At 61.7% G+C, this 15,202-nt stretch carries 13 protein-coding genes; all 13 read left to right on the forward strand.

Features of this window, described 5'->3' with window-relative positions:
- The first annotated feature begins 123 nt into the window (after positions 1-123).
- The 13 genes from ACUNV4_RS02580 (at position 124) to ACUNV4_RS02640 (ending at position 15,163) form a co-directional block, all read left to right on the forward strand.
- Positions 124-1,923, forward strand: coding sequence for an acetate/propionate family kinase (locus ACUNV4_RS02580; protein ID WP_430876924.1), 1,800 nt, complete (start codon positions 124-126; stop codon positions 1,921-1,923).
- Entirely contained in the window at positions 1,920-3,362 is a 1,443-nt protein-coding gene (locus tag ACUNV4_RS02585; RefSeq protein WP_430876925.1) for a cryptochrome/photolyase family protein, read from the forward strand. Before ACUNV4_RS02580 ends, ACUNV4_RS02585 begins: the two co-directional genes overlap by 4 nt.
- Before the next feature lie 48 nt (positions 3,363-3,410).
- A complete protein-coding gene (locus ACUNV4_RS02590; RefSeq protein ID WP_430876926.1) occupies positions 3,411-4,193 on the forward strand; it encodes a DUF1223 domain-containing protein in 783 nt (260 codons plus the stop codon).
- Between the two features lie 132 nt (positions 4,194-4,325).
- Positions 4,326-4,859 carry a hypothetical protein gene (locus ACUNV4_RS02595; protein WP_430876927.1) on the forward strand — a complete coding sequence of 178 codons (534 nt, stop codon included), beginning with the start codon at positions 4,326-4,328 and terminating at the stop codon, positions 4,857-4,859.
- Entirely contained in the window at positions 4,856-6,103 is a 1,248-nt protein-coding gene (locus ACUNV4_RS02600) for an Ig-like domain-containing protein (RefSeq protein ID WP_430876928.1), read from the forward strand. The genes ACUNV4_RS02595 and ACUNV4_RS02600 overlap by 4 nt, the downstream gene beginning before the upstream one ends.
- On the forward strand, positions 6,100-7,092 hold the full coding sequence (locus tag ACUNV4_RS02605) for an AAA family ATPase (protein WP_430876929.1): 993 nt from the start codon (positions 6,100-6,102) through the stop codon (positions 7,090-7,092). Before ACUNV4_RS02600 ends, ACUNV4_RS02605 begins: the two co-directional genes overlap by 4 nt.
- Positions 7,089-8,081, forward strand: a complete 993-nt coding sequence (locus ACUNV4_RS02610) for a DUF58 domain-containing protein (RefSeq protein ID WP_430876930.1) — start codon at positions 7,089-7,091, stop codon at positions 8,079-8,081. Before ACUNV4_RS02605 ends, ACUNV4_RS02610 begins: the two co-directional genes overlap by 4 nt.
- Positions 8,078-8,587: a DUF4381 domain-containing protein gene (locus ACUNV4_RS02615; RefSeq protein ID WP_430876931.1), complete on the forward strand. Its 510-nt coding sequence runs from the start codon at positions 8,078-8,080 to the stop codon at positions 8,585-8,587. Before ACUNV4_RS02610 ends, ACUNV4_RS02615 begins: the two co-directional genes overlap by 4 nt.
- Positions 8,584-9,591 carry a vWA domain-containing protein gene (locus ACUNV4_RS02620; RefSeq protein ID WP_430876932.1) on the forward strand — a complete coding sequence of 336 codons (1,008 nt, stop codon included), beginning with the start codon at positions 8,584-8,586 and terminating at the stop codon, positions 9,589-9,591. Before ACUNV4_RS02615 ends, ACUNV4_RS02620 begins: the two co-directional genes overlap by 4 nt.
- Positions 9,588-10,589, forward strand: a complete 1,002-nt coding sequence (locus ACUNV4_RS02625) for a vWA domain-containing protein (protein WP_430876933.1) — start codon at positions 9,588-9,590, stop codon at positions 10,587-10,589. The genes ACUNV4_RS02620 and ACUNV4_RS02625 overlap by 4 nt, the downstream gene beginning before the upstream one ends.
- Positions 10,586-11,569, forward strand: coding sequence for a tetratricopeptide repeat protein (locus ACUNV4_RS02630; RefSeq protein ID WP_430876934.1), 984 nt, complete (start codon positions 10,586-10,588; stop codon positions 11,567-11,569). The genes ACUNV4_RS02625 and ACUNV4_RS02630 overlap by 4 nt, the downstream gene beginning before the upstream one ends.
- Entirely contained in the window at positions 11,556-13,565 is a 2,010-nt protein-coding gene (locus tag ACUNV4_RS02635; protein ID WP_430876935.1) for a BatD family protein, read from the forward strand. The genes ACUNV4_RS02630 and ACUNV4_RS02635 overlap by 14 nt, the downstream gene beginning before the upstream one ends.
- A 272-nt stretch (positions 13,566-13,837) precedes the next feature.
- Complete coding sequence (locus ACUNV4_RS02640) at positions 13,838-15,163, forward strand: BamA/TamA family outer membrane protein (RefSeq protein ID WP_430876936.1); 1,326 nt, start codon at positions 13,838-13,840, stop codon at positions 15,161-15,163.
- Positions 15,164-15,202: the final 39 nt, after the last annotated feature.

The following is a 15,202-nucleotide window of genomic DNA, read 5'->3' on the forward strand; positions in this document are numbered from 1 at the left end:
AATTTAGGGCGCCGGCACATTCCTGTTACTTGTGACACCCGGGGATCAGTATCCTTTCTTCGCAACGTGAACAAACGCGTAAACTGCTTCCTCGTCGCGACAATCCATGAGACAAGGCAGCCGATGAACACACTGGTAATCAACTGCGGGTCATCCAGCATCAAGTTTGCGTTGATCGACGAACAGGATGAGGTCCTGGTTGCCGGCAAGCACGAACGCCTGCTGGATGCGGATACGGCGAGAATGGCCAGAGAAGGCCGTACACACGAATCCGCCATTGCCGATATCCTGAATCAGCTACAGGCGTACCGCATCGACATCGTCGGGCATCGTATCGTGCACGGCGGTGGGCGCCATGCCGAGCCCTGTCTGATCGATGAGTCGGTGCTGGCGGATATTGAACGGCATGTACCCGACGCCCCCATGCACAACCCCTACAGCCTGGCCGCCATTCACGCCGCGCGAACGGCCTTGCCGGAGGTGCCGCAGGTGGCCATGTTCGATACAGCCTTTCATGCCCGCATGCCACGCCGCTCAACCACCTATGCCATTGATCATGAAGTGGCTCAAAGGCACGGTATCCGGCGCTATGGTTTTCATGGCATCTCGCATGAGTATGCCGCCGGCATTGCTGCAGGATTTCTGCAACGACCACTGAACGAGCTGCGCCTGATCACTCTGCACCTGGGCAACGGGGCCAGCGCCTGCGCCGTGGAGTTCGGCCGCTCGGCAGAGACCAGCATGGGCAACACACCGCTGGAAGGGCTGGTGATGGGAACGCGCTCCGGTGATGTGGATGCGGGGGTGCTGCTGTCGCTGCTGCGTCAGGGTTACGATGTGGCGGCGCTGGACGAACTGCTGAACCGGCGCAGTGGCCTGGCCGGTCTGTCTGGCCTGGGCAATGACCTTCGGGAGATCGAGCGTGCCGCCGCCGAGGGTAACGATCGCGCTCGTCTGGCCATCAATGTGTTCGCTCATCGGGCACGCAAGTACATCGGGGCCTATGCAGCGGCCATGGGTGGGGTGGATGCTATCGTCTTCACCGGTGGCATCGGGGAAAACAGTGCCAGCATGCGTGGCCGTATTCTGCAGCGGCTGGAGTTTCTGGGTGTCGTGCTGGATGAGGACCGCAACCGTGATGCCAGCGTTCGTGATGACAGTGAACATGCGCTCATCACCACGCCTCGTTCGCGCGTTGAAGCGATTGTGGTCAAGACCAATGAAGAACTGATGATCGCGCAGCAGGCCAGGCGAATCATCCACGGCGCGCAGCCGAACCCGGCGAAGAGCATTCCGATTGCGGTCAGCGGCAGGCACTGTCACCTGACGGCTGCAACCTTCGAAGCGCTGTTCGGCAAGGGTGCGACCCCCACGCTGGACAAGCCGCTGTCACAACCCGGTCAGTTCGCCTGCAAGGAAAGAGTCGATCTGATCGGCCCACGTGACCGTATCGATGGTGTCAGGGTATTGGGCCCGCTACGCAGCATCGATCAAGTGGAAATATCTCGTACGGATGAATTCAGGCTCGGTGTCGATGCGCCGGTCCGCAACTCCGGCAACGTCAAGGGGTCTGCACCGATCACGCTGCAAGGCCCGGCAGGTACGGTTACCTTGCCCGAAGGGCTGATCTGCGCACGCCGGCATATTCACATGCACCCTGATGATGCGGCCCGATTTGCAGTACAGAACAAGGATGAGGTATCGGTGTCCATCGTCGGCGGCGATCGCGACCTGGTGTTCGGCGATGTGCTGGTGCGGGTCGATGAGAACTTCGTGCTGGAGATGCACATCGATACCGATGAAGCCAATGCAGCCTTGTTGAACCATCCGACCCGCGGTTCACTGTCGGTGGTGGACGTCGATGACCAGCATTACCAGCCAGTGTCGGATGTCAGCGGATCACTGCTCGGCAAGCCTGCATGAGCCGGGGCCTGATGTGGTTTCGCCAGGACTTGCGCCTGAGCGACAACCCGGCGTTGAGCGAAGCCTGCAGAAGTTGCGACGAGCTGTTGTGTGTCTTCATCGATGATCCGATGGAGCAGGGTATCAGTCGTCTGGGGGCGGCCAGCCGGGTCTGGCTGCATCACAGCCTGGCGGCTCTGGACCGAAGTCTGCGTGACGAGGGCAGCGAGTTGTTTCTGGCCCGAGGCGATGCGTCGCGAATACTGCGTGATTACATCGAGAAGGGAGGGATCGATCGTGTATTCTGGAACCGCTGCTACGATCCTGCCACCATCGCCCGTGACAAGCACATCAAGTCGGCATTGAGTGACTGCGAGCCACGCACCTTCAATGGCTTGCTCATTCACGAACCCTGGCAGAACCTGAAGTCCGATGGCAGTCCCTATCGTGTCTACACGCCCTACTGGCGAGCGGCTGCGCGTCTTGTCGATGAGGATGAAACCTGTGTTGACACCCTGCAGAAGCCGCGAGTCATCCCCGGCCTGAGCCCGGACGTGGCCAATGCCCTGTCGCAGAAGCTGCGACTGGATGAATTGCAACTGCTGCCCTCCCTTGATTGGCATGAATCCATGATGTCGCACTGGACTGCGGGTGAAGACGCTGCGCGTGCGCAGCTGGAGCGATTTCTGAAAGGGCCGGTGAACGATTACGGTGTGAATCGTGACAGGCCGGGTGTGGCCGGTACGTCACGTCTGTCTCCGCACTTGCATTTTGGCGAGATCAGCCCGCGCCACGTGATGAATCGCCTGCTGGCAGGACGCAAGACCGGCGCTTTGTCCGATGACGAGAACACCTTTGCCAGAGAGATTGTCTGGCGTGAGTTCGCCTATGCCATCCTGTTTCATTTCCCTCAGACCATCGATGAACCCCTGGATGAGCGGTTCAGCCGCTTTGCCTGGCGCCAGGATATCGACCGCGAGCTGGAACGCTGGCAGCGCGGCATGACCGGTGTGCCGATTGTCGATGCCGGCATGCGGGAGCTGTATGCCACGGGCTGGATGCACAACCGGGTGCGCATGATCGTGGCGTCCTTTCTCATCAAGAACCTGCTGATCCCCTGGCAGGCGGGTGAGCGCTGGTTTCGCGATACGCTGGTGGATGCGGACCTGGCCAGCAACAGCATGGGCTGGCAGTGGACGGCAGGTTCCGGGGTGGATGCCTCGCCCTTCTTTCGCGTCTTCAATCCGGTGCTGCAAGGTGAGAAGTTCGACAAGCAGGGCGACTATGTGCGCCACTGGGTGCCGGAGCTTGCCGAGGTCGAGACGCGCTATCTGCACAAGCCCTGGGAACTGGATGAGGCCACCAGGAAAACACTCGATTATCCCGAACCACTGGTGGATCTGAAGCAGACACGACAGGAGGCTCTCGACGCCTTCGCGCAGATCAAGGGAACCAATTAGTCACTGCTACGCCCAAAGCAGGCATCGACTTCAGCCCGGACCGTGACCATGAAGAAACTGGCGATGCACCCCTTGCTGCTTGCGGCCAGCCTGCTCCTGACGAGTGCTCCCGCTCTGTCGGAAGTGTCAGACTCGACGCAGCCCCGACCTGCCTTGCGACTGGTCGAACTCTTTACCTCGCACGGCTGCTCCTCCTGTCCGCCGGCGGATCGTCTGCTGGGCAGGATGCTGGAGGAAGACCCTGCCCTGATGGCACTGGAGTATCATGTGGACTACTGGGATTCCCTGGTACACGGCAGTGATGGCAGCTGGAAGGATCCCTTTTCGAATCCGGAGTACACCGAGCGCCAGCAGGCCTATCAGGCAGCGGGTCTTGCCGGCAGAAACGGCGTGTATACCCCGCAGATGATCGTCAATGGCCGGTTTGCCGCCGTGGGGTCGGATACGCGTCGGGTGCGGCAGGCCTTGCAGCAGACGGTGCCCGCGCAGCTGCGAATAGACATGGAGACGCTGCCGTCGGCCGGTAACGGGCCGGAGGAACTCTCCATCACCATCGACGCGGACGATGCACCGCAGGCGGCCTTGCAGGGGGCCACGGTGTCACTGGTGCGTTACATCGACAGTGCGAGTACGAGCATCACCGGTGGAGAGAACAATCGCAAGCAGCTGGTCAATCACCATATCGTGTTCGATGTTACCTCTCTGGGCTCTGCTGCCGGTCAAACCCCGCTGCATTACCGTGTGGCGGCTCCGGCGGCGGGGGAGGGCTGCGTCGTGATGGTGCAGGATGTCACGCTGAACCCGCTGCTGGCAGCGGCACAATGCCCCTGAAACACGGCGTGGCAAGCGCTTGCAGCACAGCCATGACGCCAGGGGATGGCACAGGTGACCTGCTTGACATGACGCGTGTGGCTTGTGAGTGCTATCTTCTCGGTCCCTGAATCTTGTCTGTAGGAGCATTATGTGCGCTGGCTGATTGCATGTGTACTGGCAGTTTCCTCCTCGTTCGCCAATGCGAGCGGGCCTGTCTATGCCGAGCTTCAGCTCGGGGCCGGCGGATTGGACAATTCCGACCTGAGCTTCTATCCGACCTTCGGTAGCGTGAATGTCGGTCTGTTCGTGCTGCCCAATATCGGCATCGAGCTGTTTGCCGACACGGGTCTGTCCACCGATCGCTCCGGAGACTTCGAGCTGGAAGTGGAACAGGCCTATGGAATAGCGGCACGGTTCCAGTCTCCGCCGGTACGAGGTACTCAGGGCTATATCGTGCTCGGTGCTGTCAACTACACGCTGGAGCAGACGGCCGCGGCTGCAGGCGCATTGCCGGCATCGTCGATCAACGAGGACTTCACCGGTGCACGCGTCAGCATCGGCATCATGCAGCGCCTGCAACGTGCACGCAACATGCTGGTCAGTTTCGAATATCGTCACTACAACGCAGGCGAGCCACTGCGTCTTGATGCCCTGGTTCTGGGGCTGAGATTCAATACTCCATGAAAATGCTAGCGCTTGCCAGTGCCGTACTGGCCACCTTGTCGTTGTCCGCCTGCGAGGGTGATTCGAACCCGTTCGAAGAGGCGGTCGAGATTCGTGAGCTGAACGTGACATCCCTGTCGGTCATCGGCCCCACAATCACGGTCGATGAGCTGATCCTGAACATCGGCGAATCCGTCGATTTCGGGGTGCAGGGCACCAACTCGGCTGCCCAGCCGGTAGAACTGAGTGCGGTCAATCGCCTGTGGCAGGTGACCGATTCGTCCGTGGCCGGCATCAGTGACGATGGTCGACTGGTGGCGCGGGCCAATGGTCAGGTTGGCGTGTACGTCACCATTGGCGGGCTGGATTCCGATGTTTACCAGCTGACCGTGTCGGACGCCAATCTGGTGGCCATCGGCAGCATCACGGGCGAGGAGACGGTTGATCGCTGCATACCTGCCGACTATCAGGCAACCGGTGAATTCGACGATGGCACCATTCGTGACCTGACGGCCGTCAACTGGACGCTGGCTGCCGCAGACGAGGGATTCGCCCGCATCGTCAGCAATCCGGATATCACGGTTACCCTGACTGGCGTGAACAGCGGTGGCGTTACTCTGACGGCAGCGTCCGAGGGTTTCTCCTTGCCGTTCGATGTCGCGATTGCCGATACCCTGAGTTCCATCGAGATCACGCCGGATACGGCAATCGTGGAGGTGGGTGATACGCAGAGCTTCGTGGCAACCGGTGTGTATACCGAGTCCGTCACCGATTCGGATAGCGACACCAGCCGCGTTGCGATCACGGATTCGGCGAGCTGGCAGGTGTCTGACACGGCGGTGGCTACCGTGAGCAATGCTCAGGGCTCACGCGGACAGCTGACAGGCGTGGACGAGGGCGGTGTGACGTTGACGGCCAGCTGTGGCGATCTGTCAGCCGGCGCTCCCGCAGTCATTACCGTGGAAGAAGGTGATGCCGAGCTGGCCTTCAATCTGGGCACCCTGTTCCAGCTGTCTGCCGACAGTTCAGGAGTTTTCCTGCGGGTGTCGCCGGGCTCGACCTACAGCGCCGCCGATCAGCTGGATAATGATGATCTGGATTGGGAGCTCACGACCGATGACGACTCCGATCCCATCAGCCTGATCGAAGATGGTGATGATGCCGGATTCATCGAGCCATTGCTCAGCACAGGCCAGGCAACGGTCACGGTGACCGATTCCAGCGGCAATTCGGCAAGTATCGATATAGAGGTGGTTGATAATTGAGTACTCTGGAAACAGTTGACCGGCTGCGCAAGCAGCTGGAAGCCTCGGTGGTGGGCCAGCCGGTGCTGGTCAACCGCCTGCTGATTGCGCTGTTGGTCGATGGTCATCTGCTGGTGGAAGGTGCGCCGGGTCTTGCCAAGACGCGCGCCATCAAGGCGCTGGCCGATCGAATCGAGGCGGACTTTCAACGCATCCAGTTCACGCCGGATCTGCTACCGGCGGATCTGACGGGTACCGAGGTGTATCGGCCGGCGGATGGCAGCTTCGTGTTTCAGCAAGGCCCCCTGTTCAACAATCTGATCCTGGCCGATGAGGTGAATCGCGCACCGGCCAAGGTGCAGTCTGCTCTGTTGGAAGCGATGGCCGAACAGCAGATCTCGGTGGGGCACCAGACCTACGCCTTGCCAACACCTTTCATGGTCATGGCGACCCAGAACCCGATCGAACAGGAAGGCACTTACCCCTTGCCTGAAGCACAGCTGGACCGGTTTCTGATGCAGGTACTCATCGACTACCCCGATGCACGTCACGAAGCGCATATCCTGCGCCTGGTGCGTGCCGAGGCGCTGGCCGCCAGTCAGCCGGGAGATAGCGTGCAGGAACCTGCAGTCCCGGCAGTGGAAGAGGTCTTCACACTGAACGACCTGTTTGCGGCGCGTCGTGAAGTGCTGGAAGTCTTCATGTCGGAGGATATCGAAGCCTACATCGTGCGACTGATCGTCGCCAGTCGTCAGCCGGCTCGTCATGACGAGGATCTGGCTCGCTGGCTGCAGTACGGGGCCAGCCCGCGTGGCACCCTGTGCATGGATTCCTGCGCCCGGGCCCATGCCTGGCTGGCAGGTCGGGACTATGTCTCGCCGGCCGATGTACAGGCCGTCATCCATGATGTACTGCGTCACCGGCTGCTGCTCTCGTTCGAAGCCGAAGCCGATGGCGTGAGCGCCGACGAGGTCATCGACCGCCTGCTGCAGATGATTGCGGTGCCGTGAGCGGCTCGACACTGCATCGGCCCGGCAGCCGCGTCAGTCTCGAATTCGCCTCACCGGCCAGTACCTCGCTGGATGAACTGGTGCGCCTGCGCACGGCGGCTCAGGCCATGCAGCGACAGGTCCGCAAACGCAGTGCCGCACCAATGAGTGGCGGGTCCGTGTCGCGACGTCTGGGCAGGGGGCTGGATTTTGCCGAAGTGCGTGAGTATCAGCCCGGCGATGATGTGCGCATGATCGACTGGAAGGTAACCGCCCGCTCCGGCAAGGCGCATACCAAGCTGTTCGTGGAAGAGCGCGAACGCCCGGTGCTGCTGGTCGTGGATTTTCGGGCCGGTATGCGCTTCGGTACGCAGGGCATGTACAAATCGGTGCTGGCGGCGCGTCTGGCGGCCTTGCTGGGATGGTGCGCAGTGGCCAGCCATGACCGTGTCGGCGGATTCGTGTTCACCGATGACTGGCACGATGAGATTCGTCCGCAGAATGGCAGACGCGGGCTCATGAGCCTGTTTCGCGCCATTCACCATGGCCAGCAGCGCATTCCCCATCCGGGTGGCGATCAGCTGACTCGCACACTGCAGCGGCTGCGCCATGGCGTGCATGCGGGTAGTACCGTGGTGTTGCTCAGTGATTTCGAGGGTTTTGATGAGGCAGCCCGCCTGGCGCTGGGCAGTGCCCTGCAGTCACTGGATGTGATGGCCGTGCATGTCTGCGATCCTCTGGATGCGAATCTGCCGCCGGCGGGTCGTTATCCGATGATCGGCCGGGCGGGACAATCGCAGAGGCGTTTCCTGCTCTCGATCTCCGGCCACGGCGAGCGCCAGCAGTATCGACAGGCCTTCGAACAGCGAGCCGCTTCGGTGCAGCAGCTGTTCGCTCGCCACGGTCATTTCCACACGGTGGCCATGACCAATGGTTCCTTGCGGGATACGGCAACGGCCATCCTGTCGCGTCAGCCATTGTCCACCTCGCTGATACCGCCGCTGGCATGAACGATACCGAAAGCCAGGCCCTGCTGGACCAGCTCAAGGATGTGCGCATCCCTGACGTCAGCCCCTGGCCGGCCGTTGGCTGGTGGGTGCTGCTGGTCTTGTTGCTGGTGTTGCTGTTCGTCGCACGATTTGCGTATCGCCGCTATCAGGCACGGCGCTGGCAGCGTGAAGCCTTTGCCGAACTTCAGCGACTGCGACGTCATTCACCGGCGCAGCCGGTGAACCGGACACTGTCGGACTGTTCGCGACTGACCCGGCGCGTGCTGCTGTCGGTACTGGGGCGGGAGCAGGTGGCCAGTCTGCAGGGACGAGCGTGGCTGAACGCGCTGGATGATGTGACCGGACAGGCCCTGTTCGGGTCGGGCTTCGGCAGGTTGCTGGAAGCCGGCCCCTATCAGCGCGCCCCGGAGGTCGAACAGCATGATCTGGAATCTTTGTTCGATGCCATTGAAGAACTGATTCGTGCCGCCGGGCGTCGACCTGGCACGCAGGCGATGAAGGCATGATTCCGCTGAGCGATATCGTCTGGCATCAGTGGTGGGCACTGTGGTTGCTGCCCTTGCCTGTGCTGGTGTATTTCGGATTACCGGCCAGGCAGAAAACGCCCGGTCGGGCCTTGCGTGTACCGGACAGTCGCCCGTATGAATCCCTGACACAGACCTCGGTGCCGGCAAGTCGACGGCACTGGTTGCGCCTGCTGCTGCTGGGGCTTGCCTGGTGCGCCTTGCTGCTGGCAGTGGCTCGTCCGCAGAGTTACGGCGAACCGGTGGGCGTGCCGTTGAGCGGCCGGGATCTGATGCTGTGCATCGATATTTCCGGCAGCATGCGCGAGGCCGATCTGTATGCCGGCAACAACCGGGCGACTCGCATGGCCGTGGTCAAGCAGGTGGCCAGCGATTTCGTGGCACGCCGTGATGGTGACCGGATCGGTCTGGTCATGTTCGGTTCGCAGGCCTATGTTCAGACACCTCTGACGCTGGATCATGCCACCGTGCAGCATTTTCTGGCCGAGGCGGCGGTGGGGCTTGCCGGGCGGTCGACGGCGATCGGTGACGCCATCGGACTGGCCGTGAAGCGTTTGCGGGAACGCCCTGAAGCATCGCGGGTGATCATTCTGCTGACCGATGGCGAGAATTCGGCTGGCGTGGTCGACCCCTTGGCGGCAGCGCGACTGGCTGCCGACAACAATATCCGCATCCATGCGATCGGTGTCGGCGCGGATGCCCAATCCGGATTCAACGCACCGTTTGGCGCACGCACCACCGAGCTGGACGAGGAGACGCTCAAGGCCATCAGTCAATCCACGGGTGGGCAGTATTTCCGTGCACGCAACCAGAGGGAGCTGGCCACGATCTATCGTGAAATCGATCGCCTGGAACCCACCGAGCAGGACGCCGAAGAATTCCGGCCTCTGCGAGAACTGTTTGCCTGGCCATTGAGTGCGGCATTGCTGTTCTCCGTGCTGTGGGCGCTGGCAGGCATCTGGCCGAGCGGAGGGCGTCAGCGATGAACGCTGCCTGGGAAGCGCTGAGCTGGATGCGTCCACTCTGGCTGTGGGGATTCGTGCCACTGTTGCTGGCCCTGTTGCTGCGATTGCGGGCGAATTCGGTGCGTGGTGGCTGGGATGCGATTGTCGAGCCGGCCCTGCAGCCCTACGTCATCGAAGGACAGGCGACGGTCAGACAGGGGGGGACATTCCTGTTGTTTGCCGCCTGGGCTCTGGCATTGTTGCTGCTGGCAGGGCCAGTCTGGCAACAGCGTGAGGTTCCGGTCTTCGAGGCAGAGCAGGCGCAGCTGGTTCTGTTCGATCTGTCACGTTCGATGTTGACGGACGATCTGCCACCGAATCGCCTGACGCGGGCCAGATTCAAGCTGACGGATCTGCTGCGTCGCAGTCAGGGTCGGCAGACGGGTCTGATTGCCTTCGCCGAACGCCCCTATGTGATCAGTCCGTTGACCGATGACGCTGCCACCATCGAGGCTTTCGTGCCTTCCCTGTCGCCGGAGATCATGCCGGTACAGGGGAGTCGTCCGGATCTGGCGATCGAACGGGCCCTGCAGCTGTTTGCGCAGGCGTCGGTGGCCTCTGGCCATATCCTTCTCATCAGTGATGCGCCGGCCTCGAGCCGGGATGTCGAGGCTGCCCGGCTGGCTCGGCAGGCCGGTTACCGCGTCTCGGTGCTGGCCGTGGGCACCGCTGCCGGTGCACCGCTGCGCGGTGAGGATGGGCAGTTCCTGCAGCATGCCAATGGATCGATCGTGGTGCCGCAACTGGACATGGAGTCGTTGCGGGCACTGGCAGTGGCCGGGGGAGGCTCGGCAGTCTCGCTGAGCACCAGCGCGGAGGACCTTGACGCTCTGGATCGGGTGCTGACAGGTGTCGCCCTGGCCAGTGACGCCGAGGAACAGGCGGCCAGGAAAATCTACTGGGTGGAGTACTCACCCTGGTTGCTTTGGCCCTTGCTGGTTGTGTTGCTGCTGGCCTTCCGGCGTGGGGTCGCAGCATGAACAGCACCAGGGTCATTGCACTGATCGCCATGTGCTGGCTGGGCGCGAGTGAGCGTGCGCTGGCAGATTGGCAGGATTGGTGGCAGACACCGGAGCAACAGGCGGCGGAAGCCTTTGAGCAGGCCGATCATGAGCGTCTGCTGCGCCAGGCGCCCGATGCCGGTTGGGCCGGGTTGGGGCATTACCAGGCGGGCGATTTCGATGCCGCAGCACAAGCCTTCGCCGAGCGCGCCGAACAACTGCAGCAGCAGGGGGAGTTACAGGCTGCCAACCGCGCCTTGTACAATCAGGGTGTCAGTGACGTGCGCGCGGGTCGCTTCGAGGAGGCCATCGAGCAATTCGACACGGTGCTGGCGTCTGATCCATCGTTTGCCGATGCGGCGCATAACCGGGAGATTGCCCGGCAATTGCAGGCGTTGCAGCAGCAACAGCAACCGCAACCGCAGTCCGGAGAGGACGGAGAGTCAGGGGAGGATCAGCAGGCGGGCGAGGGAGACCAGAACCAGCCGGGCGGTGAGGAACAGTCCGGTGATCAGCAGCAATCGGCCGGTTCTCAGTCAGCCGGTGAAGAGTCGCCGGAAGCAGAGCAGGATGCGACGTCGCCGTCGGATGAGCAGAGTGGCAGTGAGTCCGGCCAGTCGACGGAGGAGAATCAGTCGTCGTCAGATGCGCAGAACCTTGAAAACACACCGGGTGATACCCAGACCGAAGCTGAGCGACAGGCGGCGGCCGAGGCGGCGCAACGCGCCCTGGACGCCGAGGCCCGACAGGCAGAAGCCCGACAGGTAGAAGATGAATCCGAGCGGAGCAGCATCGGTTCCGGGCAAGACAGGGATCGACCGCTGTCGGAAAACGAGCAGGCCGCCGAACAGTTGCTGCGTCGCATTCCTGATGATCCGGCAGGATTATTGCGCCGCAGGCTGGAGCAGAGTCATCGATTGGAGTACCCGGAGGCAAGAGATGGGCGTGAAGCCTGGTAACACGAATTCGACACTGACTGTCGGTCAACTGATCTTCCTGGTACTGGCACTGTGGCTGTCACAACCCTTGCTGGCACAGCAGGCCTCGGTACGCGGTGAGCTGAGCGCGTCGACCATCACTCGTGATGAGTCCGTGACCCTCACCGTCACCGCCGTGGGTGTTGATGGCGAGCTGGACAGCTCCGCACTGGACAAGGACTTCGATGTGGTGGGGCAGTCCAGTTCGCGACAGATCAGAACGGTGGTCAACGGCAGCAATCAGCCGGTGACCGTCAGCCTGGTGACATGGACACTGGAGCTGTTGCCTCGGGATGTCGGCGTGTTCACGGTGCCCGCCGTGACGGTCGGTGGTGTCTCGAGCCAGTTGCTGAGTCTGACGGTCAACGAGATTCCGACGGGCGGCAGGCGTGACGTCTTTGTCGAGGCTTCGGTGGATTCACGCAGTCCCTGGGTCCAGTCACAGGTGCTGATGACCGTCCGGGTGTTCCAGGCCATCGAAATCGTCGAGGGTGGTTTGTCCGATCCTGCGGGAGCCGATATCCAGGTGCAACGCATCGGCAAGGACAGCTATTCGACGGAGATCCGGGATGGTCGCGAGTATCGGGTTACCGAACGCCGCTTTGCGCTGTTCCCGCAGAAAAGCGGTACTGTTGCCATCGATCCCGTGGTTCTCAGTGTCTCGGTGCCTTCCGATGACAAGTCGAGCCTGGGCTTTTTCTCACCGACCCGAAAGCTGACGCGGCAATCGGATGCCATCACGCTTGACGTGCAAGCCCGGCCCTCGTCAGGGACCGCCTGGTGGCTACCGGCCAGCGCCGTGCAGATCGACAATGACTGGTCTGACGATGTCGGCAATGCAGCCGTCGATCAGCCACTGACCCGAACCATTACCCTGCGAGCCGCGGGTGTACTGGATGCGCAATTGCCCGATATCCGGATACCGGCCATTGAGGGTGTCAGCCTGTATGCCGAAGAGCCGACACGCGCCATGGGTGTGAACGAGAGGGGACTGGTAGCCGAGCAGACCATCAAGTGGGCGCTGATTCCACAGCGCGAAGGTGAGCTGGTATTGCCGGAACTGAGTATCGAATGGTTCAACACCGATACCGGTACCATCGAGACAGCTGTATTGCCCGAAGAGCGCATTCAGGTGGGCCCTTCGCTGGCCACGACCGCCCAGGCCACCGCGGCTGTCGGCGCTGATTCGGCCGGCAGTGACACTCTGGCGCGAAATGATACTGCCGGTGCGCCGGAGGCCGTGGCAGATACCGCTGCCGGGCCGGCTTCCACTGATGTTGCAATTGCCGGGGGGAGCGCAGCCTCATTGAACCCGGGTGCAAGTCCGACCCCCACAGCTGATGGCGCTGCTGCTCTGGTCACCGGCAGCGATTCCGCTGTGGCTACGATGGCCGTCGATCAGATGCCCGGGAGCGCCTCCGTACCGGGACAGCAGGCCAATGCCGGCGAACTTCGTCCCTGGCGGCTGGCGACCCTGCTGCTGCTGGGGTTGTGGGTTCTCAGTGTCGGCCTCTTCTGGTGGTGGCGACGGCGCTGGCTGCGTGGGCCGGTCGGCGGCCGGGATGCAGAACCGGGAGCGCTGTCAGCGATAGGTCAGGGTGTGCGGAAGACCCGGCAGAAGCTGGCACCGCTGGCTGACGTCGAAGCGTGTTGCAAGGCTGATGATCCGGCAGCACTGAGGACCGCACTGATGGCCTGGGCGGCGCGTCAGTGGCCACGGCAACCCCCGTTGACCCTGACCGATCTGGCCCAGCGGTTGAATGATGGACCGGCAAGGGAGTCTCTGGCCTTGCTCGATGCTGTCCTCTACAGCCGAACACCAACGCCAGAGAATCGGGAGCAGTTGATGCGGCGCATGCAGCAGTTGCCCGCCGAACTGTCCACGGCGCTGGTGGACGGGCGCGACGATGTTGCCGATGATCCTGCATACCAGGATGCTGTCAGTGCTCGTCATCGCAACGGATTGCCGGCTCTGTAGAGCTTGCTCCAGGAGCGCTCCGCGGGCGCAGGACCTGATGCATTGTGGTCGTTGACCAGAGGATGCTGCGGCTCTGGCAGGGCTCCCGGGTTCAGGTCAGGCATGATCCTTGATAACTCAATGGGTCAAGGGGTCACTGGCTGGCTCGTGATTCAACAGCGCCGCATCAATGGTTTCAAGGGAATTCATCGCAAGGACAGATCCTGAGTCCGGGGCAGGGTCAGCCTTGGTCTTGCATCGACTCGACGCTTGCCGGGTGACGGTCTGACAGAATGAATGTCGACCGAGGTCGTATCCGTGGCTGTCTGATTCTGGTTGTACTGTGCCTGCTGTCGGCAACCCTGCCTGTCGTGCGGGCAGCAGATGCCATTCCCGGGGAACAGTGGTGTGATCGGTTTCTTGAGCACATCGAGTTTTCCGGCAATCGTGTTACCCGTGATCAGGTGTTGCGACGTGAGCTGGTTCAACAGGAAGGCCAGCCTTGCACACTGGATGACATCATCGACGGTATCCAGAATCTCATGGACCTGGGATTGTTCAAGTCCGTACGGGCGGAACTGTTCCTGCGGGAAAACGTTCTCCATCTGCGGTATCTGGTCAGTGAAAAGATCTTCTTTCTGCCGATTCCACGATTCAGCCGTACTTCCGATGGCGAGCTGCGACTGGGAGCTCAGCTGCGCTGGGACAATTTCCTCGGGCGCCTGCATCAGCTGAAGATCACCAGTGAAAAGCGGCAGGAGGATGATGGCCGAGGCCGGACCGGCTTCGTTCACAGTGTCGAATATGTGGTTCCTCGTTTCTTCGGCAGTGCCTTTGGCATGAGCATTCAGGCCACCAGCGAACGGCGCAACGCCCAACTGGCACAGGACGGTGTGGTGTTCGGCGAAACGGTGATGCGTTCACGACGTGCCGGGTTTCGCCTGTCGCGCTGGGCCAGTGGCACCCTGGGAGTCAGTGGTCTGAGTTACTTTGCCGGTGCCAGCGTGCAGCAACGCGACTACGCCATGCGATCCGGCAGTCTGGGGCCCTACAGCGATGGACAGGATATTTCGCTCATTGCAGGGTTTGCCATTCAGCGGGTGCATCAGGAGACCTATCGCCGTCGCGGTTACTACTACAGTGGATCAGTCAATGTGGCGGATGAGGCACTGGGATCCGATTTCAGTCATGCGCGACTGGACATGCTGGCACGTTGGTACATTCCCTGGCGAGGCCCGCAGACCAACCTGAACATTCAGGCCAGACTGGGCCTGAGTGACAGGGCACCGTTCGGCGAACGCAGCTACGAGATCGGTGGAGGAGAGCTGCTGCGCGGTATGAAATCGGGAACTCACACCGGCAATATCTTGACGTTGCTCAATGTCGAATACCTGTCCGGACTGTTCGCCTATCCGGCCTGGCGCTGGCTGGTGTTCATGGATGTGGGTAATGTGTACCTCAGCGACGATGTGGACCTGTTGAACCAGCATCTGCGCGCCGGTGTCGGTCTGCGCTGGAAGCTGGAGAGGCTGACCAATACCGATTTGCGTCTGGACCTGGCCTGGGATCCACAGCGGCAGAAGATAACGCCTTACGTATCCACCAGTCTTACCTTCTGACCGGCAACATCGGCAAGTGACTCAAGTCTGCTAGGCTGT

The sequence above is a fragment of the Granulosicoccus sp. 3-233 genome (assembly GCF_052681095.1).